Annotated in this window: 20 protein-coding genes; 12 read left to right on the forward strand and 8 right to left on the reverse strand. The window is 46.2% G+C overall.

Features of this window, described 5'->3' with window-relative positions:
- Positions 1–7: 7 nt before the first annotated feature.
- The gene (locus tag GJU87_RS12565; protein ID WP_153639848.1) at positions 8–1348 is read right to left on the reverse strand and encodes a Gfo/Idh/MocA family protein; all 1341 of its coding nucleotides are present in this window, start codon (positions 1346–1348) and stop codon (positions 8–10) included.
- Between the two features lie 271 nt (positions 1349–1619).
- Here GJU87_RS12565 and GJU87_RS21850 point away from each other — a divergent pair, with 271 nt between their 5' ends.
- The 5 genes from GJU87_RS21850 (at position 1620) to GJU87_RS12590 (ending at position 6745) form a co-directional block, all read left to right on the forward strand.
- Positions 1620–2339, forward strand: coding sequence for a flavin reductase (locus GJU87_RS21850; protein ID WP_153639849.1), 720 nt, complete (start codon positions 1620–1622; stop codon positions 2337–2339).
- 33 nt (positions 2340–2372) lie between these two features.
- Entirely contained in the window at positions 2373–2951 is a 579-nt protein-coding gene (gene rbr / locus GJU87_RS12575; protein ID WP_153639850.1) for a rubrerythrin, read from the forward strand.
- A 518-nt stretch (positions 2952–3469) separates the two neighbouring features.
- Positions 3470–4414 carry a glycosyltransferase family 2 protein gene (locus GJU87_RS12580; protein ID WP_153639851.1) on the forward strand — a complete coding sequence of 315 codons (945 nt, stop codon included), beginning with the start codon at positions 3470–3472 and terminating at the stop codon, positions 4412–4414.
- A complete protein-coding gene (locus GJU87_RS12585; RefSeq protein ID WP_153639852.1) occupies positions 4395–5291 on the forward strand; it encodes a lysylphosphatidylglycerol synthase transmembrane domain-containing protein in 897 nt (298 codons plus the stop codon). The genes GJU87_RS12580 and GJU87_RS12585 overlap by 20 nt, the downstream gene beginning before the upstream one ends.
- Before the next feature lie 77 nt (positions 5292–5368).
- Positions 5369–6745, forward strand: a complete 1377-nt coding sequence (locus GJU87_RS12590; protein WP_153639853.1) for a sodium:solute symporter — start codon at positions 5369–5371, stop codon at positions 6743–6745.
- Positions 6746–7089: 344 nt separating this feature from the next.
- On the opposite strand, the gene GJU87_RS12595 is transcribed toward GJU87_RS12590, so the two are convergent.
- Together GJU87_RS12595 and GJU87_RS12600 are read right to left on the reverse strand one after the other, a co-directional pair.
- Positions 7090–8418, reverse strand: a complete 1329-nt coding sequence (locus GJU87_RS12595) for a Gfo/Idh/MocA family protein (RefSeq protein ID WP_153639854.1) — start codon at positions 8416–8418, stop codon at positions 7090–7092.
- Between the two features lie 778 nt (positions 8419–9196).
- The gene (locus tag GJU87_RS12600; protein ID WP_153639855.1) at positions 9197–9916 is read right to left on the reverse strand and encodes a DUF6261 family protein; all 720 of its coding nucleotides are present in this window, start codon (positions 9914–9916) and stop codon (positions 9197–9199) included.
- Positions 9917–10902: 986 nt separating this feature from the next.
- Between GJU87_RS12600 and GJU87_RS12605 the strand changes: the two genes are divergently transcribed.
- From GJU87_RS12605 to GJU87_RS12635, 7 genes are all read left to right on the forward strand, one after another.
- Entirely contained in the window at positions 10903–11892 is a 990-nt protein-coding gene (locus tag GJU87_RS12605; RefSeq protein ID WP_153639856.1) for a hypothetical protein, read from the forward strand.
- A gap of 246 nt (positions 11893–12138) precedes the next feature.
- On the forward strand, positions 12139–12564 hold the full coding sequence (locus GJU87_RS12610; protein WP_153639857.1) for a hypothetical protein: 426 nt from the start codon (positions 12139–12141) through the stop codon (positions 12562–12564).
- Between the two features lie 144 nt (positions 12565–12708).
- The gene (locus GJU87_RS12615) at positions 12709–13476 is read left to right on the forward strand and encodes a phospholipase D-like domain-containing protein (protein ID WP_153639858.1); all 768 of its coding nucleotides are present in this window, start codon (positions 12709–12711) and stop codon (positions 13474–13476) included.
- A 5-nt stretch (positions 13477–13481) separates the two neighbouring features.
- Positions 13482–13808 carry an NINE protein gene (locus GJU87_RS12620; protein ID WP_153639859.1) on the forward strand — a complete coding sequence of 109 codons (327 nt, stop codon included), beginning with the start codon at positions 13482–13484 and terminating at the stop codon, positions 13806–13808.
- A gap of 41 nt (positions 13809–13849) precedes the next feature.
- Positions 13850–14083, forward strand: coding sequence for a hypothetical protein (locus GJU87_RS12625; protein WP_153639860.1), 234 nt, complete (start codon positions 13850–13852; stop codon positions 14081–14083).
- A gap of 77 nt (positions 14084–14160) precedes the next feature.
- Positions 14161–14745 carry a hypothetical protein gene (locus tag GJU87_RS12630; RefSeq protein ID WP_153639861.1) on the forward strand — a complete coding sequence of 195 codons (585 nt, stop codon included), beginning with the start codon at positions 14161–14163 and terminating at the stop codon, positions 14743–14745.
- 330 nt (positions 14746–15075) lie between these two features.
- Complete coding sequence (locus GJU87_RS12635) at positions 15076–15906, forward strand: alpha/beta hydrolase (RefSeq protein WP_153639862.1); 831 nt, start codon at positions 15076–15078, stop codon at positions 15904–15906.
- 6 nt (positions 15907–15912) lie between these two features.
- Here GJU87_RS12635 and GJU87_RS12640 read toward each other — a convergent pair whose 3' ends face one another.
- From GJU87_RS12640 to GJU87_RS12660, 5 genes are all read right to left on the reverse strand, one after another.
- Positions 15913–18405 (reverse strand): endonuclease MutS2, encoded by a 2493-nt coding sequence (locus GJU87_RS12640; protein WP_153639863.1) that lies wholly within the window; start codon positions 18403–18405, stop codon positions 15913–15915.
- 104 nt (positions 18406–18509) lie between these two features.
- A complete protein-coding gene (locus GJU87_RS12645; protein WP_194831525.1) occupies positions 18510–19280 on the reverse strand; it encodes a tetratricopeptide repeat protein in 771 nt (256 codons plus the stop codon).
- 32 nt (positions 19281–19312) lie between these two features.
- Entirely contained in the window at positions 19313–21124 is a 1812-nt protein-coding gene (locus tag GJU87_RS12650; protein ID WP_194831526.1) for a BatD family protein, read from the reverse strand.
- 114 nt (positions 21125–21238) lie between these two features.
- Complete coding sequence (locus GJU87_RS12655) at positions 21239–22051, reverse strand: tetratricopeptide repeat protein (protein WP_153639866.1); 813 nt, start codon at positions 22049–22051, stop codon at positions 21239–21241.
- A 59-nt stretch (positions 22052–22110) separates the two neighbouring features.
- Complete coding sequence (locus GJU87_RS12660; protein WP_153639867.1) at positions 22111–23145, reverse strand: VWA domain-containing protein; 1035 nt, start codon at positions 23143–23145, stop codon at positions 22111–22113.
- Between the last annotated feature and the right edge of the window lie 68 nt (positions 23146–23213).

The following is a 23213-nucleotide window of genomic DNA, read 5'->3' on the forward strand; positions in this document are numbered from 1 at the left end:
TCACTTATCAGATTTTGGGCTCCCACCCTTTCGCGTAGGTTCTGCCCCACATCGCCATCGCCTCCTCATCGTCCAGAATGTGACCATTTTCTTCGTCACAGGTAAGCGGGCGTTTCATCTTCCAGGCAATATTGGCCAGATGGCACAACAGAACCGATTTGTGCGCCTCGTCGATAGGAGAATGCTGCTCTACATGCTTACCCCGAACGGTATCAAGGAAGTTGTTGATATGATTCAATGTCATCACGTCGCCTGTACCGACAGTATCGGACGTACTGGAGGTTTTTCCGGTTTTCTGTTCCCGGATTTTATGACCACTCAAATCATAAACCTCATACCCTGCCCGGTCGATGATAACAGAGCCCTTTGTCCCGAAAATCACCGAACCGCGATCGCGGCCATACAATTTCGCCGCATTACAACTTTGACCTTCCCAGGCAATGGTTTTGTTACCCTTAAATTCATAGTGATTGAGCAACGTATCGTAAAACTGCCAGTCATCGTCTTTATCGAAATAGCGACCGCCGGTGGCTTTTACCTGCTTCGGGAAATCGACCTGCAGCGCCCAGCGGCAAACGTCCAGTTCATGCGTTCCGTTGTTACAGGTTTCACCGGTTCCCCAATTCCAGAACCAGTGCCAGTTATACGGATGGTAATTATCGTGATACGCAACCCGCGGGGCCGGTCCCTGCCAAAGCTCCCAATCGAGATAACCGGGTACCGGAACGGGTTTGCCTACACCAATGGTTCCCCGCTTGTTGTTGTAAAAAGCTTTTCCGAGATACACCTCTCCAATCACTCCGTCGTGGATTTCCCGAATGACTTCGATGGTTTCGGGAGCCGATCGTTGCTGATTTCCCATCTGAATAACTTTGCCGTAACGGGATTGAAATTTCTTCAGCAACTCGCCTTCTTTCGGATTGTGCGAACAGGGTTTTTCTACATACACGTGCTTTCCAGCTTCCATCGCCATCCAGGAAGCAGGTGCGTGCCAATGGTCGGGTGTCGCAATAAATACCGCATCAATCGATTTATCTTCAAGCAACCGGCGAATATCCCGTTCACCTTTGGGTGCATTTCCAGTTGCTTGTTTGATATTGGCAATGGTTCTGTCAACGAATCGGGCATCTACATCGCAAATATGAGTCACCACTGCACCAGCTGCTTTACTGAATTCACCGGCCAGGTAATCACCACGACTCCGGATTCCAATTCCGGCTACGTTCATCTGTTCGTTCGCCCCAATAATTCGGCTGTAACTTTTGGCTGACATGCCAATTCCGCCAATGGTGATGCCTACTGCACCCACTGACGATTTCTTCAGGAAACTTCGTCTGTTTTGCGCCATGTTGGTTAGTTCGTTTGGTTTAGTTCCAGCACCGTGTGCGGTACCGACACGAATATAAGGAAAAAAATAAGCGTCTTAGGTGTTGAGAAACATAACCGTACAAATATTAGCCTCCTGTTTTCACATTCGACTACTTGATAAAATGATCTATCTAACTTTTAAAATATCTCTATAAATGAACTGTAATTAACGATAAATCCGTTTCTCAAATCCTGTTTATTTCCCTTCAATATCCCTAAATTAGAGGTTTATTCACCCAAAACGACAATCCATGGACATCAATGCATTTCTCAAGGTAAGCTATGGGCTATACCTCATTTCGACAAAAGCTGGAGATAAACTGGGTGGTTATGTTGCCAATACGGCTTTCCAGGTAACAGCTAAGCCACCACGCTTCGCCATCAGTTGTAACCGCGATAACCTGACATCAGAAATGATTCGCGAAAGCGGCATTTTCGCTTTTTCCGTGTTACGGGAAGATGCCTCGCCCGAAATCATCGGCAATTTTGGTTACAAAAGCAGTCGTGAGATTGACAAGTTTGAAAAGGTGAACTATATCACTGCTCAGAGCGGGGCTCCCATCGTCACCGATTCTTCGGTAGCCTGGTTCGACTGCAAAGTGATTGAAACACACGAAATCGGCACACATATTCTTTTCATTGGTGAAGTGCTCGACTATGATGTAATTGACGAGGAGGCTAATCCGATGACCTATGCCTATTACCATGAAGTAAGGAAAGGATTATCACCGAAGAACGCCCCGACGTACATCGAAGAGGAGAAACTCAAAGAAGCCAAAGAGGAAGAACCAAAAAAAGAAGCCTCTGGGAAAAATGAAACCTGGACCTGCCAGATGTGTAATTATAATTATGATCCGGAAACGGGTGATCCGATTACCGGAATTCCGCCGGGAACAGCATTTGAAGATCTTCCGGACGATTGGGTTTGTCCGCTTTGCGGAGCTACCAAGGACATGTTCGAGAAAGATTAGTCAGACCAAAATAAACCAAAAATCAATTAACACATGGAGAAAAGTATCAAAGGTTCGCAGACTGAGCAGAACCTGTTAAAAGCTTTTGCAGGAGAGTCTCAGGCACGAAACCGCTATGAGATGTATGCAAAAATCGCTAAAAAGGAAGGTTACGAGCAAATCGCGTCCATTTTTTCGGAGACAGCGATGAACGAAGTTGCACATGCTAAACGTTTCTTCCGATTTCTGGAAGGAGGAATGGTTGAAATCACGGCCTCCTACCCTGCTGGTGTAGAAGTAACAACAGCCGAGAATCTGCTCGCTGCTGCCGAGGGCGAAAACGAAGAATGGACCGATTTGTATCCGGAATTCGCCAAAGTTGCCGAAGAAGAAGGTTTCAAGGCTGTGGCCCTGGCTTTCCGGAAGATTGCTGAAGTAGAAGCAGAACATGAGAAACGGTACCGGAAACTGCTGGAAAACCTGGAAAACGATTCAGTTTTTAAGAAAGAGAAAAAAGTTCGCTGGAAGTGCCGCAACTGCGGTTATGTGCACGAAGGTGAGAAAGCGCTGGAACGTTGTCCTGCCTGTTTGCATCCAAAAGCTTATTTTGAAGAAGAAAACGACAATTATTAATCTGGAATATCCGAACGAATGAAGGCCCTGCACAGGGCCTTTTTATGTAAAAAACGAAAGTAAAGACAAAGAAAAAGGGCGGTAAAGATACCGCCCTTAATTTTCCACCAACAAAAATTATTTAACCTCAAATCCCCCCTGTAAGAAACAGACGACCACTTCTCTTTCTACAGGGTTTTACAAATATATATATTTTTTTTAACTGTCAATTACCCTTACTTGTTAATGAATGTTAATTTCAGATTTATCACTAAAAGACTGATCCCTCACTTAAACAATAACACATCACACAACACTAAATTTCAGACACCTATAGCTACCATACAACTAATTCAAGAAACAGTTCTTCAACAATTAAAATTTATTCTAAATAAACTTTTTCTCCTTGTTTGCAACATAAAAATCCATAAAACATAAAAAGGGTAACCGAATGACTCCCATTTCATTTTTTACTCAGCCATAAATTTAGACCACATCGTCAAAAATCCTAATTTTGCCTCAAATCAGAAATACAGTCCATGGAAAAAATTTCAGTGGTGGTCACCGTTTTTAACGAGGAAGAAAATATCCGGCCACTGGTTGAACAAATAACTGCAGCCTTAACCGATTACCCGTTCGAAATTGTTTACGTCGATGATGGTTCGACTGACAACACCGTTCAGGTCATCAAATCGATGAACAATTCGCACCTGAAGCTGGTCGAGCTAAAGAAGAATTTCGGACAGTGCCCGGCGCTAAAAGCAGGTATCGACTATGCGACCGGTGATTTCATTGTGACAATGGACGGCGATTTGCAAAACGATCCGTCCGACATCCCTATGATGGTCGAGCGAGCCAAGGAAGGCGAATTCGATTTGGTTGCCGGTATTCGCGAAAAGCGGAAAGACGGCTTCATCCTTCGGAAACTTCCGTCGAAACTGGCCAACTGGCTGATTCGCCGGGTAACGAAAGTAGATATCAAAGACAATGGCTGCGCGTTGAAAGTGTTCCGTGCCGACATGGCCAAAAGCATTCCATTGTACGGCGAATTGCACCGCTTCATTTCAGTGCTGGCTCACTACGAAGGAGCCAGAATTGATCAGGTAAATGTGAAGCACCACGCACGTATTCATGGCCAATCGAAATATGGTCTATCGCGCACTTTCCGGGTACTCAGCGACCTCATCCTAATGCTCTTCTTCCGCAAGTACATGCAGAAACCGATGCACTTCTTCGGAACATTTGGCATCCTCACCGGCCTGGCTGGTGGCGCCATCCTGTTCTACTTCTTCATCCTGAAACTGATGGGTGAAGACATTTGGGGACGTCCGTTGCTGCTGCTGGGAATCATCTTGCTGTTCATCGGCTTTCAGATTATCACACTGGGATTGCTGCTCGATTACCAGATGCGCACCTACTACGAATCGCAACATAAAGCACCCTATAAAGTAAGGCGGGTAACCGGTGGAGAAGAAGCAAATTAAAAAGGTTGGAATTAACCTGCTGAAACTGGTAATTTCGGCAGGAGCCATAGCCTGGGTACTTTCCAAAATTTCCTTCCGGGAAGTGCTGCATATTTTCGGGCAATCGGCACCGGGATACCTGTTGTTGGCACTGTTGTTTTTTGTGCTATCAAAAGTGCTGGCAGCTTTCCGCCTCAACCTCCTTTTCCGCGAAAGCGGGGCACATTTGTCGTGGTGGCTCAACCTGAAGCTCTACTGGATGGGCATGTTTTACAATTTGTTCCTTCCCGGTGGAATTGGAGGCGACGGCTACAAGATTTACCTCGTGAACAAGTTCCGGCAAAACGGCCTGAAAAAGAATTTTGGCGCTGTGGTCATTGATCGTGTTTCCGGACTCGTTGCCATCGGATTGATTACCATCACGCTCTATTTCTTTTCGGCCATCCAAATTCCATATGGACAATGGGCCTGGGTAGGATATTTTCTGGTATACGGCGGATTTCTGCTGTTGCTGAGACTTTTCTTTCCCCTGTTTCTGAGGATTCACCTGCCGCTTGCCGGCTGGTCACTGGCTTTGCAGCTCGCGCAGTTGCTTTCGGCGTTATTCATTTTGCTGGCTTTTCATCAGCAGGCGAACCTCGTCGATTACCTGTTCCTCTTCTTTCTGTCATCAATTGCAGCGGCATTGCCAATTACGATTGGAGGAGCCGGCGCCCGTGAACTGGTTTTCCTGTATGGCTCGCAACAATTGGGACTGGCAAGCGATCTTTCCATTGCGCTCAGTTTCATGTTCTACCTCATCACTGCATTTGCTTCGCTTTGGGGAATTGTCTGGGTATTTCGTCCTCCCTTCCGGAAAGAAGGCGATAACAATCCTGAAGCTGAAAAACAGGCCTGAATCACCAGATAAGACAAGCTATTTGGGCAGTCCAATATTTTGTCCGATTTTTGCACCACACCAAAACGTCCGGCTGCATGATTAAATACGTTTTCCTGGCACTTTATCTGGTCATCATGATTTGGGTGGGCATTCGTTCCTCCCGGAAGATCAAATCATCGGGTGATTTCTTCGTTGCCGGAAAACGGGGCAGTTTGTGGCAGGTAACCGGTTCCATGCTGGCTACCATTTTGGGAAGTTCAGCTATCCTGGGAACGGTCAACTTAGCGTACGTGCAGGGCTGGGCGGCTTCGTGGCTGATGCTTTCGGCGGCTGCCGGATTCATTGTTTTGATACCACTGGCCAAATATGTCAGCCGGTTCGGCAAGTATACACTCCCGCAGTTGGTGGGCGACTTTTATGGCCCAAAAGCCAAGACACTCGCCTCTATTATTATTCCACTGGCGTGGATTGGCATCGTGGCAGCACAAATCATCGGCGCTGCCAAAATTATGAACAGTTTTTTTGGCTTGGGCTATGGCTACGGCGTGATGGGAGCCGGACTGGTTTTCGTGTTTTATACGCTCATCGGCGGGCAGGTTTCCATCCTGAAGACGGACCAGTTTCAGGCGCTATTTATTCTCACCGGCGTATTGATTTCTGCCATCTACATTTTCTTTCATTTTCCGGTTTCGCCGGTAAAAATGACACCGATGGGATTTCCGTTTAACCAGCATTTCGATGTGTTGGACTTGCTGGTGCTGCTGCTCTCCTACTCGACCACCTTTGTAGTGGGACCAGATATCTATTCACGGCTGTTTTGTGCCGACAGTGAAGAAACCGCGCGTAAAAGTGTCAGACTTTCAGCAATCATTCTGATTCCGTTTGCATTCCTGATTACGTTCCTCGGTGTTTTTGCCAGCTACCAATATCCCGATCTGGATTACCACACCGGTTCGGCATTGATCCCAGTTATCATCCATGTGATGCCGGAATGGGGAATCGGATTGATGATGGCGGCATTGCTTTCAGCGGTGATGTCATCCGCCGATACCACTTTGCTCACGGCCTCCATTATCATCAGCGACCCGATTTCCAAAGGACTCGATACAAAAAATTCGTTGCTCAATACCCGCCTGATTATTCTCGGTCTGGGCGGACTCAGCATTTTACTGGCGCTGGAAGTTACGTCCATCATCCAGGTGCTGCTGATTGCACTGGCGGTATTCTCCGGTGCGTTTATTGTCCCAACGGCGGCCGGATTGCTCGGTTTCCGCACCAGCGAGGTAAGAAGCACTGCAGCCATGGCAGCCGGAAGTATTCTGGCGTTAGCCGGCAAAGTTTACAGTTTGTATGGCGACCGGATGATTGGCAACTGGATCATCATCTCAGCATTTGCCGTGAACGCGATCATCTTGTTTAGTGGGAAGAAGACATTCGAGTCAAGACCAAAGACACCAGACGCCAGACAATAGATACCAGACATTAGATTTTAGACATCAGAAAAGAGACAGAATCCATTGCGGTCGAAAGAACCTTTGCTTTTCAATCATCATCATCGCGCGACCGCAGTCCGCATCAGCTAACCAGCAACCGGTGGTTAAAACCACCGGCAATTCATGTGCTCCGTTAATGGATTTCTCTTCTTTTCTTAAAACTGAACACTCTGCCAACCACAGGAACAATTGCAGCACAAACCTGACACAGAATATCTCCTATCTAACGTCTAAACTCTCTCCTCTTTCGTCTTAATTAAAACAGGCTCCCCAATTGCTTGAAGAACCTGCTTTGCTTAACTATAAATCTTAACTTATGGCAATTAAGTCAACGTCCAGGGTGAGCGATATTCGTAATGCAATTTCGCGGTAGCTGCACCGTCTTCGTCATCCACAAAAGTTTCCGTATCCGGATCCCATTTGATAGTGCGTTTCAGGTCGCAGGCAATGTTACCGAGGTTACAAACCGTGGCACTGCTGTGCCCGATTTCTACCGGAACCACCGGGTCTTTCCTTTCGCGAACAGCTTCGATAAAGTTCACCTGGTGCGGTATTTTCGTTTCGTACGGACCGTCATCTGCTACCGATTCGGCTGGCATGAATTTCTCGTCCGATGCGTTGAAATAACCACGGGCTACTTCAATCCATCCTGTTTCGCCCCAGAACTTCACTCCCTTGGTCAGCTTCTCATCGAAAGGCTCGGAAGTCATTACCGTTCCGTCGGCATATTTGAACTGCATGAACTCGGTCCCGTCGCCAATGGGCGAAATCTCGATAGGACCACTACCGTCCATGCCCAAGCCCCACTGGGCAATGTCGAACATGTGAGCGCCCCAGTCGGTCGTGAAACCACCGCCGGTTTCCTTGTACCAGCGCCAGCCTCCCCAGAACTGCTCGTCCTGCGGCGGGTCAAGGGAAATAGGCGGATTCAGTTCGTTGTTGAAATGAATATCACCAGCCAACGGGCCTAACCAACGGTCCCAGTTCAAATCTTCGGGAATCGGCTCCTCAGGAAGCGTATACGGAGTAGGCGGTGCACCTACGTAGGCATTGATTTTCGTTATTTTACCCAGCTTGCCCGATTGCACCAGCTCCACAGCGTGCTGGAAATTGGGATCGGAACGTTGCTGGCTACCAATGGCCAGTACGCGGTCGTTGTCGCGAACGGCCTGACGCAGTACCTGTCCTTCCTTGATGGTGAAGGTCATCGGTTTTTCGAGGTACACATCCTTGCCGGCTTTACAGGCAGCCACAGCAATCATGGCATGTGCATGATCGGGTACGGCAATCACTACCGCGTCGATATCCTCGCGAGCCAGCAGGTCTTCATATTTTTCGTACGTTTTCACATCCGCTTTCTGACCGGCTTCGGCATAAAAATCGGTCACGCGTTGCTCAAAACGTTTGCGTTTTCTTCCATACACATCGCAACCGGCTACTACTTGCGTACCCGGAATCTGCAGAAATCCGTTGAGCAGGAACATGGACTGACGGCCCATACCAATGAAGCCCATGCGGATGGTTTTGTCTGTTGCAGCAGGTTTTTGTTTACAGGAGGAAAGTCCCGGAAGTACGGCCAGACCAGCCATTCCGGCAGCGGTAGTCCCCAAAAAGCGTCTACGGCTGACGCCCTTCTTCGCATCTTTTTCCATAGTTTACATTTAATAGGTTAAGTTACAAGTTCGGCGTTTGGTGTCCGAAAAACTGGCTACAAATTAATGAATATATGTTAATTGTACAGTATGGGTGGAAATTTTATTCGGCAGAAAGCAATCCTGACAGTTTTGAAAACCTGTCAGGATAGACATTCCAAATTATCTTTCATCCCAGGTCTACTCATCCCAACCTTCTCTAATCATAGAGAAGGGCTCGCGTCGCTGCAAAATCTCACCGACCTGATTTAAAAAAGAAAATCCAACCAGTATTGCAATAAAAAACGAACACTGATGAAACCACCGGCCCCGCCCCTCTTTACACTCGTAGAGAGGGGAAATTCAGACACCGTCTGAATGGGGTGAGTAGATAATCATCCGGAAACGACGGCTATCACGCTGACAGGTCTGTCGACGCTGTCAGGTGAAACAGCATCAGGCCGAAGGTCTGACATCCCGTAGCCCGGGGCAACGCCCCGGGTAGAAGACCAACACGTAAACGGAAGCCTGAAGGGCTTCAACGCTCCTATTAATTGTGGAAAAGAAAGTCCCAGCCTTACAGGCTGACTGTTCAACCAACGTATCCAATACTTGGGGCGTTACCCCAAGCTCCGAAATCAGAACCTTTCAGGCTCTATTCGTCCATCCAAACCACTGTCAGGGTCTCCGACCACCGACAGGGTTCCCCCACAAAAAGAGCCGCCGGACAACTGCCCGGCGACTCACACTTAACTAAAATCTAAACTTATGAGTGAAAAAATCTAATCAAAAAACTCAATTATTCTTCTTCAACCGACGACTTCCGGGTGGCATTGGCCCGGGCGGTGGCCATGGTATTCGCGATTAGCTCGTCCACCTGTCCGATGAGGGTAGACAATTCATCCGATTTATTGAACTGCTGCTGCACTTCCAGCCACGACAGACTCATTTCGATCTGCTCTTGCAAAACTTTCCGCAACCGGTAGGCCGACGTGGTCGTATCAGCTGCTTCGGCGGTCAGCTTTTGCTGGTAAATAGCCTCGAAAGCATCCGCAGCGGTCATCAGGCGTTCCAGCCAGGCCGTTCCCTCGACGGTGGTCAGCAATGCCGCATTTCCCTCCAGCTGCAGTTCGGCTATCAGGTTGCCCAGCCGCGATGACTCGGTCTGGTACCCTTCATTCTGCATCGACCAGCCCAGCCGTTTGAAAATGCTCAGCAGCGTATCCGCAGCAGCAGGATACCCGTCCAAACCGGCATACGAGCAAGCCACCAGGTAATGACGCAACGCCAGGTATGCCCGGTCGCGCACCTCGTCGGCCGCCGCTAACTTAGCGGTATATTCACTTTTCCGCTCTTTCTTGTATGCCGATTCAAAATCGAGAAATACGGCTTCAAGGGGAGTAATAACGGCTGTCAAAATAAGGGTTTCGGAATTGGCAGCTTTCAAGAGTTCCAGGAAACGACTGGTCACATTGTACACAGTATCCTGATCCAGATAACGATACGCAAATTTTTCCATAATATATTTATTTAGTGAAATTAGGGTTAGCATTTTATTGGGCATGACCGATTGCCTGCTCCGCTGGTTATCTGCCCGCACCGGGGAAAATCCTCCGGACAGAAATTGTTACGCCGCGACGCCGAAATAATCATCTCCCCAGGACGGAAGCATCTCATTGCAACGTGACGAACTGCTTCCCGAAACGGAGGCACCTCGTTGCAGCGTGACGAACAACTTCCCGAAACTGAGGCATCTCGTTGCAGTGTGACGAACACCCTCCCGAAACTGAGGCACCTCATTGCAGCGTGACGAACAACTTCCCGAAACTGAGGCACCTCGTTGCAGCGTGACGAACAACTTCCCGAAACTGAGGCACCTCGTTGCAGTGTGACGAACACCCTCCCGAAACGGAGGCACCTCATTGCAGTGTAATGAACACCTTCCCGAAACTGAGACACTCCATGCAGCTTGCATGAGTTGACTATCTCCGCACAGGTACTTCATTTCACGTGCATGAATACATTCCATCGCCAGAGGAGGTTGCTGTCGCGGGTAGACATACCTCAAGCACATTTGGTCAATGAACGCCATTACGGTTCATTCACTCCCAACATCATTCTTCACATATATCCGGCTAAAATCTGTCTCTCGGAAACCGTATATTGAATATAAATTGAAAAAACTTTTTATCCCGTTTTTTTTGATGAACGTATCAAACTTTTTGATGAACGTACGGATCTGGTATGTGAACGGAAAATTGGGAAGGGTGAAATGGGGTGGTCTGAAGATGTGTTATGTTTGGTTAGGAGAGAAATTTTTTACTTTGGGGGCTGAAATAAACCAACACAATGCGAATGAATTGAAGTATTCCGGAAGTTCATCAGACGAAGATTCCGAATAATACATTACAAAATACAACGCGATACGGATACATAAAAAAAGGAACTAAGCATCAAATTTTGCAATTTGCTACCATCGATAGAATAATATATACTATACGCAATATGGATAATACAGAAATTATTAAATTCATTAAGAATGAACTCACCTCAATTTCAATTTACGAGTTTCTAACTTCAAATTACAACGAGAAAATTATATCAAAACTCACTCAAAAATATCGCTTTAACTCCTCTGAAGAATTGAGAAATTTTATTGTAGAAAATGGACCAAATTTTTATGGATTTTACCCTCATAACAGAAAATGGAAAGAAAAAGAACTGCAAGAATTAGGGGAAAGACTGAGTAGAGCTTATTCTATAGCTTCAGAAAAAGAATTACAAGAAAAAATTGATTCATTAACATTGGAAATTGAAGGGCTTCCTACAGAAGAGGAAATAGTCGAAAATGAAAAAAAAGAGAGACAAACAAAGTTCATTCTTAAAATATTATATAGAGAAGAGTTACGATTGCCACATGAATCATTTTTTAAAAGCGCAGAAGAAAAAAATAGAAGCTACGAGTTTTTCAAGCTTGACTTAGACATATATAGCCTCAAGGGTTTAAAGTTCAACAACATTAAAAATGAGGACATAAAAAACTGGCGCAAGGAATTATTGGAGCTATTCACTGGAAAGCTTCCTCAAATCTTTCCAATCAGCACAAAACAGGTTTTTGAACCAGCTCTCCTGGCGTTAAAGAATGGATTGCTATTTGGTCAGGCAATAATAACTAATGATAATACTGTTTGTCTAAATTTATCGGATGGGATTATGGTCAGAATAGATTTTTACAAAAAGAAGTTGACGAGTAGTGAATCAAGAATATATTCGAATGTAAATTATAAAGAACCTGAAGAGATTTACTCAACCGGTGGTTATGCAACAAAAATTTATTTGCCTAATGATTTAATATTCGTCACAGAAGAAAATGTGGCTCATGTGAGTTTTGAAGCTTCTCCCTTGTTGAATGGATTTTCTCAATTTAATTCAAGCAGTATTGCCCCAGTAATTGAAAAATTGAAAGAGAATGAGTTACTCGAATATTACTATTAGAATCTATCTCAACTCCGTATTAAAATATATATTAATAAGAATTTAAAAGATGTCTATTTTAGATATTTTTAATCAAACCAGGACAACCAAGATGTTATTGAAAGAGAGGGTTGCCAGAAAGAAGTCTTACAAAACTGAATAAATCTAATCTTAGGTTGTCCTGAAAAAGAAAAGCCTACAATAGGAAACTGCCACGCAGTTTTCCTCTACTCATACAATTTACCGTTATATTAAAACTCATTACTTATGGATAAATCACTCTATTTCGAAGATGAAAAATTAATTTCAGAAGCAGACAACAAGCTAATTACTCTGACAACACACAGAGTTCGAATGAATACAGGCAGCCGCATTGTTTCAATCATGTTATCTCAAGTCTCTTCTGTTGAGATACACTATATAACGAATATTTGGTATTTAATTGTTGCAATTGTCAGCGCTTTGGGAGGGATATTTTACTCACTTTCAGAAGAGGACCCTTCAGGCTTTATTATTGGAGGAATAATTGCTGTGGTCTTTTACTACATTTTCATTAAAACCAAAAAACACACATTATCCATTGGTTCTTCCAGCAACAAAATCAATTTTCAAATCAAAGGAGTAGGTCATGAAAATATCATTCGATTCGTAAACGATTTAGAAAAAGCGATTGCAAAACAGACGCTAAAGTAAGTAGGTTTGCTTCAGACAATATTCAGAAATCGCCGAAAAGACTGTAAATGTTCCCGAGCATGAACCTCCCCTAATAGGCATACTCTCATGCCTTGGGACCATTTACAATTAACCTTTAATATTCCATTTAAGAAAAACTAACCCATGGGAATGTTCTATAACGGAGCACAATGTGATATCTATATCGGGAAAGGTGCGGGCAAAAAATTGATGAATGACATTCGGAATGCCAAAAAGTCCATCAGAGTTGTTTCGCCATTTTTATCACCGTTTTTAATAACTGAGCTCATTAGCTTCAGAAGAAGAGACCTGGAAGTTGAATTGATCACAACCGATACGATAGAAGATTTTAATGGAAATCGTAAAAAAATCATTCATCAACTGATTAATCAAAACAGGGAAACAGATCAGGAAGCGGTAGAGAAGCGCGAGAAGTGGAAAGACATATCCAAAATATTGTCATACATAACCATTGGGCTATTGTTGACATTGGCTGGCGTCGTATACTTTGTGAGAGATATTAAAATGGCATTCGGGCTAATTCCAATCGTTGTTCTTTTTCTGATCATCAAATTATATCAAAGTAAAATCAAAAATCAACGAATCTATCATTACTGGTACTCACAGTTATTCCCGTTTAAGGTGTATATGTCACCTGACACCAGCTTCCAGAGCGATACGTTCATTCATAGTAAAATCTATTTAATCGACGACCATATTGCCTATTTAGGTTCGCTAAACTTTACATCAAATGGGACAACACACAATTATGAAACCAGAATCAGAACTACTGATACTAGTGCGATTAAAAAGATAAAAGAAGAAATAGATCAATTAATGAATCATTCACATTTGCCTGAAAGAGATATACAAATGTGGGGCAAACAATTATACAGAGAACCAATAAATTAAAACGAATGAAAAATAAAGTAACAGCAGCGCTTCTTGCCTTTTTTTTGGGCGGACTTGGAATCCACCGTTTTTATCTCGGACAAGGACTTCTTGGAGTCCTATACCTTGTTTTTGTGTGGACTTTTATTCCATCAATTATTGCGTTTATTGACTTCATTGTATTCCTGGTAATGGACGAAGACAGATTTAATGCAAAATATAACGGAGGTAAAGTGGCTTACGCAACTGCCGGCAACAATGTAGCCGATGAAGTGGCTAAGTTATACGAACTAAAAGAAAGAGGTGCGATTACCGCTGAGGAATTCCAACGCAGAAAAGCAAAATTACTGTAAGGCTAATCGGCAAGACCAATAAAATAGTTAAAACAAAACAGATGAGGAATAAACGAACAGAAACACTACTAAATATACTTTACAATACATCCTGGTTTCTGGTTTTAGCCGGAGCCTTGTTTAAGCTGCAACACTGGCCTTACGGGACATCTCTTCTCTGGTTTGGCTTCATATTCGGTTCTATCATCAGCAGCATTCAGAATATGCAGCTGAAGAAAAGGATAAGAGAACTGGAAGCAAAGATTCCGCCCATTGATGACAAAGACATTTTTTAAAATCTTCCTACATAAAATTTCTTGACCTACGACATATTTAGAATAACCCTGACGAAAAAATAAATCATTCAATTTTTATGAAAGCACTCTCACTAACCCTTATTGCTTGCCTATTTGTCATAACCGCTGCAGCACAAAACGCAACGGAAGGTGTTGAAAAAAAGATAACCAAAATAAATGCGCTATATCCTTCATTTGAACAAGAGTTTCGGCTTTCTCCTGTAACCACCTGGAGTTATCGTGCCGGATTTAATATTTCTCTCGCGTATGGAGATTTTTATTCCTACGATAACTCTTTCTTTGGCTCAACTTCTCATGTAGAATATTTTGAATTTCTGCCAACAGCAGAAGTTAACTACCGCTGGTACTACCGGTTGTTAAAACGACAGGAAAAAGGAAGAAAAACAATCAATAACAGTGCTGGCTACTTTTTTGCCGAAGCAGACGTTGTGACCCCCGGAATAAAATTGCAAACGGTTAACAACGATGGACTACATGACGTTATTTCCGGAATATATGCGGGATGGGGGTTTAGAAGAACCATCGGGAAGAAAATTACGATAGACCTCAATTTACGTTATTCTCTGCTCATGAGAAATGTTGAGGAAACAGCCTTCTCAAACATAATTCCGGGCTTTAAAGTTGGGTATCGAATTAAATAGAAGTTTTGTGTATCCGCTACGCGGAAAATGCGGGTTTGGGAATGGCAATTGCTACAATACTTTATCCGCTACGCGGAATTTCGCTGAAGGAAATGCAGCATAGGTAGGAGCTTTTCCAAACTTTGGAACTCCGGAAATGTCGCGATACTTTCTCCGTAGGAGATTTAGTATTGTAGGTCGAAAACGCTCCCGCCTCAATGCTACCTCGTAGAGGTTATACACAGCAGTCACATACTCCTCGCTAAATTTCGTTTATCCCAACAAGCAGATGATTTGTATATTTACACCTCACAAAGCAAAACACCGAATCGTAATCAAACAAAACATCCCATGAAGAAAACTTATCTGCTGCTCGCCCTGGTGCTTTGGGTAGCATCGGCATTCGCGCAAAAGACCGAATACATTACGAAATTCAACATTCCGTATTACAATGATTCCCTCAACCAGGCCGATGAGTACCTCCGGCAGCAATGTGTACTGGATCTGTATTACCCAAAGAATGTGAAGCATTTCCCTACCATTGTCTGGTTTCATGGTGGCGGCTTAACGGGCGGACACAAAGAGATTCCGGAAGCGTTGAAAGAACAGGGCATGGCCGTGATTGGCGTAGGATACCGGCTATCGCCTCACATTAAAGCGGAGCATTGCATCGACGATGCAGCCGCCGCTGTCGCCTGGGCATTCAACCACATCGAGCAATTCGGCGGCGATTCGACGCTGATTTTCGTCTCTGGTCACTCTGCTGGTGGCTACCTCACACTGATGGTGGGATTGGACAAAAACTACCTGAAAAGATGGGACATCGATGCCAATCGCATTGCAGGACTGATTCCTTTTAGCGGGCACACCATCACTCACTTCACCATTCGGGCCGAGCGGGGCATTCCGGGAACACAACCGGTCGTCGACAGCCTGGCGCCGCTGTACTGGGTGCGGAAAGATGCACCGCCGTTGCTGCTCATCACCGGCGACCGTCATATGGAAATGTTGGGACGCTATGAAGAAAATGCTTACCTGATGCGCATGATGAAAGTGGTGGGCCACAAAAATACCCGGCTATACGAAATGCAGGGCTACGGCCACAACATGACCGCTCCAGCCTTTCCGCTGCTGCTGAAAGATGTACGAGAGATTGTGAAGGAGAAGCGGGCGAACGACTAGCCTTCGTTACGCCAGCTCCACAACGGTTATACCGGCACCGCCATGCTGGACGTGTTCATCATGGTAGTGCCGTACCATTGGCTCGGTACGCAGGTAGTTTCGAATGAGTTCGCGCAGGACGCCGGTACCTTTTCCGTGCAGGATACGGAGCTCGGCTGCTTCCACCATAATGGCCTCGTCGATGAACTCCTGAATTTTATGCAGGGCTTCCTCTGCGCGCATTCCCCGCACATCAACTTCCGGTTTGAAGGTCATTTTCCGGTCGGCAATGGCATCGTTGATCCGGGCGATGGTCTTATTCTTCTGCACGCCCTCTTTCTTCAACTGGCTGTTCGATACCACTTCCAGCTTATCACGTTTCACAGTAGAACGTAACGCTCCAAAGGCTACCACAATGTTTTTACCGTTGATTTCGAGCACCTCGCCGGCTGCCTGCTGTCCCTGCAAGCGGACCTTCGCTCCCACCTCCAGTGTGGGCGTTTTGGGTTGAGCCGGTTTGACCTTCTTCTTCTCCGGTTCTTTGCGGGGTGACTTCTCACGGCGCTTTTGCTCCTTTTGCCGCAGTTTCTCCATCTTCCGGGCTATCTTTTCCTCATCCTCGGTAGCTTTCTTTTCTACCTCATCGCGGAAATCGTCCAGCTCGCGGCGCACCTTGCGGGTTTGTTCTTTCTCGGCATTGGCCTCTTTAATCTCGCGAATGGTTCGCTCAATCATCCGGTTGGTGTTGGACAATAGCTCATCGGCTTCGCGTTTGGCTTTCGCCAGAATCTCTTTCCGCATCCGTTCCGTCTCTTCCAAATCGGACTCGTACTTGCCGGCCATGTCGTCCAGGTGACGTTCCACCTTCCGGATACGCTGCCGCTTGCCTTCCCAGTACCGCTTGTCGCGGACAATATCGCGCAGGTGCTTGTCGAAATCGATGTGCTCCTGCCCGATTTTATCGCTCGCTTCCTTCAGAATGTCTTCCGGAAGACCGATTTTACGGGCAATCTCGAAAGCGAACGAACTTCCCGGCTTGCCAATTTGCAACCGGAAAAGGGGTTCCATCTGGTGCGAATCGTACAGCATGGCGCCGTTTTCTATTCCCTCGGCCGAACTGGCAAAGTGCTTCAGGTTGGTATAGTGCGTCGTGATGACACCGTAAGTTCCTAACTGGTTGACGCGGTTGAGCACGGCCTCGGCAATGGAGCCCCCCAGCATTGGCTCGGTTCCGGTTCCAAACTCGTCGATGAGCACCAGTGTTTTGGGCGTGCAGTTCTTCGTGAAGAACTTCATATTGGTCAGGTGCGAGCTGTACGTACTCAGGTCGTTCTCCAGTGACTGGTCGTCGCCAATGTCGATGAACATACGCTCGAAGATGCCCGAGCGACTATCCGGGCTCACCGGGACGGGCAAACCACATTGTAACATGTATTGCACCAGGCCTACCGTTTTCAGGCAAACCGATTTACCCCCGGCATTGGGACCGGAAATGAGCAGGATACGATTCTGTTCTGTAAGCGTAATATCGAGCGGAACAATTTTCCGGTTCTCCACCTTCAGGTTGCGTTCCAGCAACGGGTGACGAGCCTTGAACCATTCCAGTTCCAGTTTCTCTGTCACTTTCGGCTTCACCGATTCACTTTCGATGGCCCAGAGAGCCTTGGCCCGGATGAAATCGAGTTCGGCTAAAATGCCGTACGAAAACGCCAAATCTTCAGCATACGGACGGATTTCATCGGTGAAGTGAATCAAAATCTTCACGATTTCGCGTTTCTCAGCCGACTCCAGTTCCCGGATACGGTTGTTCACTTCCACGACTTCTTCGGGCTCCACGTAGGCTGTTCGTCCGGTAGCGGATTCGTCGTGCACAATCCCTTTCAGCTTCCGCTTGTTTCCGGCAGCAATGGGAATCACCGTGCGGCCATCACGAATGGAAGTGGAAACGTCTTTCTCTACGAGGCCTTCCTTCTGTGCTTTCCGCAGAATGCTCTGCATAATTTTGGACACACTGGCCTGCCGGGAAAAAATTTCGCGGCGAATGTTCGCCAGTTCGGGTGACGCATTGTCCTTAATTGTTCCGTGCTTGCTGATGATTTGGTCGATGCGGTCATATACAAATGGGAAAAGCTGTACATCGCGAACCACATCGCGCAGCCTGGGAAATTCCGCTTCTTCCCGGGAACGGAAAAAATTAACGATGGCACGAATGGTTTCCAGCGAACGTTTCAGGTCGAACAGCTCGTGGACTTCGAGGAATGTTCCGGGCACCTTGATTTTCTGCAGTGCCGGACGAACATCGAGGTAATAGCCTGTCGGGAAATTGGTCTCCTCGGCGATGATCTGCATGAATTCCACGGTCTCGTCTAGCCGCCGGACAATGGTCTCGTAGTTAGACGAGAAACTGAACTGCGCAGCAATCTCCTTCCCGAGTGTGCTCAGGCACCGCTGACTCAGCAAGTCGCGTATTTTGTCGAAACCAATTTTTGATTCAAATCCCGCAGGATAAATTTCCACCATCGTTATTCATTTTCGAATTGCAAAAATAACAATCGAAAAGGGATATACGAAAAGCGGAGGTAAACTTACTTACCCCCGCTCTGAAATATCGTATGTTCGAATACTTAGATTCGTACCATGGTTGAGTCCTGCACCCAACCTTTGTTGCCGTCGGCCAGCTGAATTTCCTTCCAGGTACCGAGGCTGTCGGTAAGTTTCACCTTCAGGCCTTCGTGAATAATGAAGAGTTCCGTCCCTGTTTCACTGGGCGAACCTTTCACGGTAACGGTCGGTGCCGTGATAATGGCCGTATTGCGGTGCGTTAGCTTGCTCTTCTGACTCGAGGCAAACGAGAAGGTAAATCCCGACCAGATAAGCGCCAAAATGGAAACCCAGAATGCCAGTTTCTTCCGGCGCACCGTTTGCGCAAAAAGAAACAAGGCAAAGATGACGAGGAAGATAAAGAAGGCTATCATGCTTTGTGTTCCCCACTCATCCGCTGAATGCGTATTAATAATACTGTGCCACCATTTGGTCAGGAAAAATTCGGGCAACGGCTGAATGTTATCGACCACATGAGCCTGCGCCAAATCGAGGTTATATTTGATGTCGTCGTCATTGGGAGCCAGCAAACGGGCCCGCTCATAATTGATGATGGCCTTGGTTATCTTTCCCGATTTGTAATAAGCATTTCCCAGGTTGAAATAGAGATCTGCTGATTCATATCCCCGCTTCAGAATGCCAGAATAAACGCTGGCGGCCTGCTGGTAATGCCCTTTTGCATACAAGGTATCGGCCCGGGTAATCGAGTCCAGTTCTGCTTTTTGAGCGAAAGTGGTACCGGAAATCAACACCAGCGCCAACATTCCTATGATGTATAATACTTTTTGTCTCATCGAATCCCTGTTCTGTTGATTCTGTTTCATCGTTACTTAATCTCTTTTTCCATGCGGCTCATCACCTCAACAGCCTTATCGTACATTTCATTCATGGCTGTCGATGTGCCTCCGCCCGGCGCGAATCGGGCAAACTCACATGTATCGAGCGTTTCGATAAAGCGATCGACCAGCTCCTGCGAAACACTGCGTTGCAGCAACGCTTCTGCGGCGCGCTCCTTGTTCAAATCGGCTACCGGAATGGTCAGCTTATCGCTGAGGTAGCCCCAGAATGCGCGGGTTACTGCTTCGTAGAATTTCTCCGCATCGTTTTGCTTCAGAACGCCGCGGGCCACTTTCAGGTGTTTCATGGCCACCTTGCTGGCTTTCCGGTTTTTCACCCGGGCCAGGTTCGCATTCTCGCGGATGCGCTTCATGTTAAAGAGATAGAATATGAGTACGAGGAATGCTCCTCCGAGATAAATCAGGTAGAAGTTCACCGAACCGAAGAACGTATCGTTTCGCTGGAACAATTGGTTGTTATCCGTCTTGATGTAACGAATATCCTTTCCGAGGAATTTCACATCTTCTTTGGAAAGTCCGCTGCTGACAACCGTGTTCGACTGGTTACCGGCTCCTTTTTCCACATGCAAATCATACGACTTGGTGGTCTTGGTCACGTATCTTCCCGTTGCCGGATTGAAATAGACAAAGTTGACAGCCGGAATGGTAAAATCGCCGGCATGACGCGGAATGACCAGGTATTCGAACGAGGTGCTTCCTTCCAGACCACTCTCCGTCGCTTTGAAATCGCTGGTATTCTTCGGATCGTATGTGTCGAAATCCGGCGGGAAATCAACCTTGGGCGCATCAATCAGTTTGAGGTTACCGTTTCCGGAAATCTTCAGCTTCAGCGTTACTGCATCGTTGGCTTTTACATCCGTTGCCGTAATAGAAGATTCGAGACGGAAGTTCCCGACTCCTCCGGAATAATTGGCCGGCGCTTTAGGCAGCGACTTCACATGAATGGTTACAGGCTGACTGAACACGGTGGCTTTCACCGTTGAAAACTGATCGAAGAAATCGTCGAAAATACTTTGCGGCTGCTGTACGCGCTGACGCACCAACGCCACAATTTTCACCGGTTTAATGGTGATATTTCCGGTTTGCTGCGGAAAAAGAATCGTTTTCTTCAGTGTTCCCACATTGTATATTTCTCCGTTATAGGCTTCCCGGTGTAACGAAATCTGTTGCGGGATATCGATATCCTGCGACCAGAATCCTTCGAAGTTCGGTAGTTCAATATCGTCGAATCCACTCAGGTTCACCCGTGAGTAAATCTTAATGGTCGCAACCAGATGCTCTCCTTTGTAAACCGATTTCCGGTTCACGTCCACCTTGACAAACAGATCCTTCGAATCGATATGTCCTGGTGTAGCTGCCGGCTTATCGACACCTCCTCCCGCTGGTTTCGACGAACCTTTTACCACCTGAATGGTCACCGGATTTGACGTGTATGTCTTTCCGTCCACGTCAATGGTGGCCGGTTGAATGGTGAACTTTCCCTCTTTTTTTGCCTGCAGAATGTAGGTGTAAGAGAAAGTGACCGAACGAGTCGTTTTACCGTTGATCATCTGAATGGATGTACTGTTGGAAGTCGAGGGTCCCATTAGTACATCGAAGTCATTCAACTCCGGAAGTTTCAGGTTATCTCCCTGTGTGTTTAGCACAAAAGAGAGCCGGAACTGGCTTCCGAGCTCTACCACATTGGGCGCCGACATCGAAAACCGAACGTCGTCGGCGCGGGCAGTTAAGCCGGCAAAGAGCGTAAACAAGAGAAGAAACAGGGTCTTTTTCTTCATCATCTGTATGCCTGTATATTTCGTGATTAATCTGTATTGCATTGTCAACATGCCTCAAAATTAGCAAAACCCCGGAATTTTTCCGGAGGGTATCCGGTTACACATCAATATCAACCGCTACCAATCCTTTTCAACCTTACGCTGCTGCGCCTTTGTCGCTTTCAGCTTACGCACTTTTTCCTGTGTTTTTCGCTCATCGTTTTGCAGGGCCTGCAACATCTGCTCGGCATTTTGTTTCGAGATCTTGTTCTGCTGAGGTTGCTGCTGTTGCTGCTGATTTTGGTTTTGGTTTTGGTTCTGTTTATTCTGGTTTTGCTTGTTTTGATCTTGTTTATTCTTATCCTGATTCTGTTTGTCCTTATTGTTCTTGTTCTGGTCTTTGTTTTGTTTGTTCTTATCCTGGTTGTTCTTGTTATTCTTGTCTTTGTTGTTCTTATTCTGTTGGTTCTGTTTATTCTTGTTCTTGTTTTTCTGCTGCTGCTTCAATTTTTCCGCGTAAGCGAGATTGTACTTGGTTTCCATATCGTTCGGATTCAACCGCAACGACTTTTTATAGGCATCGATACTCTCGTCAATCTTTTTCTGCGCCAGCAACGAATTTCCCAGGTTATGGTAGACCATTGCCTTATCCTTGGTATTGTCGGTCTCTTTGGCCAGCTGCTCAAACTGTTCGGCCGCTTTTCCGGGCTTGGCCTGCTTGTAGGTGGCATCCGCCAGATTGAATTTCCACTTGAAATCGTTGGGCTTCTCCTGCAGCGCTCTGCGATAAGCCACTTCGGCCTTGCTGAAGTTGACTGTGTCGAGACTGGCTGTGTCCTGTAATCCTTTTTCGAAAAAACTATTTCCTTCCCGGATGTATTTCCGCTCTTTCTGCGCAAATACCGGAACCGCGAGGAATAGAATCATCGCCATGAGAACGATTTGCCTCATCCGCACTTTATTTTCCGACATGAATGTTTTCACGTTCATTATATCTAAATCCTTCTCTGTTATTTAAATAAACTGTAATTTTTCAACCACCTGTTTTTCCTGTCGAGCACGAGGAAATCGATCAAAATCAATGCCAGAGCCATGATTAGGAAATACCCATATTGGTCTTCATAATCGGAATACACCCGCGATTCAATTTCCGCTTTTTGCAGCTTGTTCAACTCGTCGAACAAAGTATTCAATCCGATCTGTGCATTGTTGGCCCGGATATACGTTCCTCCTCCCGCATCCGCAATTTCGGTCAGCATCTTCTGATCCAACTTCGTAATAATCGTGTTCCCTTGGCTGTCCTTCCGGTAACCTTGTTCTCCGTTGGGCAACGTAACCGGAATCGGTGCTCCTTCGGGAAGTCCCATTCCAATGGTGTTGACAGTGATTCCTTTTTCGTACGCCGCTTTGGCTGCCGCAACCGGATTATCTTCATGGTTTTCACCGTCGGTAATCACAATGATGGTTTTATTTCCCTCGAAATTCGGCGAGAACGAACGGGCTGCCAGGTTGATGGCTGCTCCAATGGCTGTTCCCTGCACCGGAACCATATTGGTATTTACCGAACTCAAAAACAGTTTTGCCGACGCATAATCGGTCGTAATCGGTAACTGAATATAAGCCTGCCCAGCAAACACGATCAACCCGATTTTATCCTGGTTGAGCCGGTCGGTCAATTTGGCAATGGCTCTTTTCGCCCGGTCCAGCCTATCGGGTTTAATGTCCTGAGCCAGCATACTGTTCGATACATCGAGGGCAATCATGATCTCGATTCCCTTGCGTTTTACTGTTTTTAGTTTCGAGCCAAACTGCGGACGAGCGACTCCGACAATTATAAATGCCAAAGCCAGCATCCATATCCAGAATTTCACTACCGGACGACCGTTCGACACGTTGGGCATCAAACCAGCCAGCAACTCCGGATTTCCAAATTTGCGAATGGCTCTACGTCGTCCTCTTCTGGCCAGCCAAAAGACGATGGCAAATGCCGGTATCACCAGCAAGAGGTATAAATATTCGGGATTTGCGAACCTAAATGATTCCATTTTTCCTTTTAATTTCTTGACTAAAATTCTTCAACACCACCGGGCCAGGCCCTCTTTCTCTCAGGCTT

Source organism: Prolixibacter sp. NT017, from assembly GCF_009617875.1.
Lineage (GTDB): Bacteria > Bacteroidota > Bacteroidia > Bacteroidales > Prolixibacteraceae > Prolixibacter.

Bases quoted from the DNA above. Each gene is read 5' to 3' on its own strand.
- GJU87_RS12595 (WP_153639854.1), bottom strand. From the start codon at position 8,418: ATGGAAAAAGATGCGAAGAAGGGCGTCAGCCGTAGACGCTTTTTGGGG.
- GJU87_RS12605 (WP_153639856.1), top strand. From the start codon at position 10,903: ATGGATAATACAGAAATTATTAAATTCATTAAGAATGAACTCACCTCA.
- GJU87_RS12660 (WP_153639867.1), bottom strand. From the start codon at position 23,145: ATGGAATCATTTAGGTTCGCAAATCCCGAATATTTATACCTCTTGCTG.
- GJU87_RS12580 (WP_153639851.1), top strand. From the start codon at position 3,470: ATGGAAAAAATTTCAGTGGTGGTCACCGTTTTTAACGAGGAAGAAAAT.
- GJU87_RS12655 (WP_153639866.1), bottom strand. From the start codon at position 22,051: ATGAGGCAAATCGTTCTCATGGCGATGATTCTATTCCTCGCGGTTCCG.
- GJU87_RS12565 (WP_153639848.1), bottom strand. From the start codon at position 1,348: ATGGCGCAAAACAGACGAAGTTTCCTGAAGAAATCGTCAGTGGGTGCA.
- GJU87_RS12645 (WP_194831525.1), bottom strand. From the start codon at position 19,280: ATGAGACAAAAAGTATTATACATCATAGGAATGTTGGCGCTGGTGTTG.
- GJU87_RS12590 (WP_153639853.1), top strand. From the start codon at position 5,369: ATGATTAAATACGTTTTCCTGGCACTTTATCTGGTCATCATGATTTGG.
- GJU87_RS12630 (WP_153639861.1), top strand. From the start codon at position 14,161: ATGAAAGCACTCTCACTAACCCTTATTGCTTGCCTATTTGTCATAACC.
- GJU87_RS12640 (WP_153639863.1), bottom strand. From the start codon at position 18,405: ATGGTGGAAATTTATCCTGCGGGATTTGAATCAAAAATTGGTTTCGAC.
- GJU87_RS12625 (WP_153639860.1), top strand. From the start codon at position 13,850: ATGAGGAATAAACGAACAGAAACACTACTAAATATACTTTACAATACA.
- GJU87_RS12610 (WP_153639857.1), top strand. From the start codon at position 12,139: ATGGATAAATCACTCTATTTCGAAGATGAAAAATTAATTTCAGAAGCA.
- GJU87_RS21850 (WP_153639849.1), top strand. From the start codon at position 1,620: ATGGACATCAATGCATTTCTCAAGGTAAGCTATGGGCTATACCTCATT.
- GJU87_RS12650 (WP_194831526.1), bottom strand. From the start codon at position 21,124: ATGATGAAGAAAAAGACCCTGTTTCTTCTCTTGTTTACGCTCTTTGCC.
- GJU87_RS12600 (WP_153639855.1), bottom strand. From the start codon at position 9,916: ATGGAAAAATTTGCGTATCGTTATCTGGATCAGGATACTGTGTACAAT.
- GJU87_RS12620 (WP_153639859.1), top strand. From the start codon at position 13,482: ATGAAAAATAAAGTAACAGCAGCGCTTCTTGCCTTTTTTTTGGGCGGA.
- GJU87_RS12615 (WP_153639858.1), top strand. From the start codon at position 12,709: ATGGGAATGTTCTATAACGGAGCACAATGTGATATCTATATCGGGAAA.
- rbr (WP_153639850.1), top strand. From the start codon at position 2,373: ATGGAGAAAAGTATCAAAGGTTCGCAGACTGAGCAGAACCTGTTAAAA.
- GJU87_RS12635 (WP_153639862.1), top strand. From the start codon at position 15,076: ATGAAGAAAACTTATCTGCTGCTCGCCCTGGTGCTTTGGGTAGCATCG.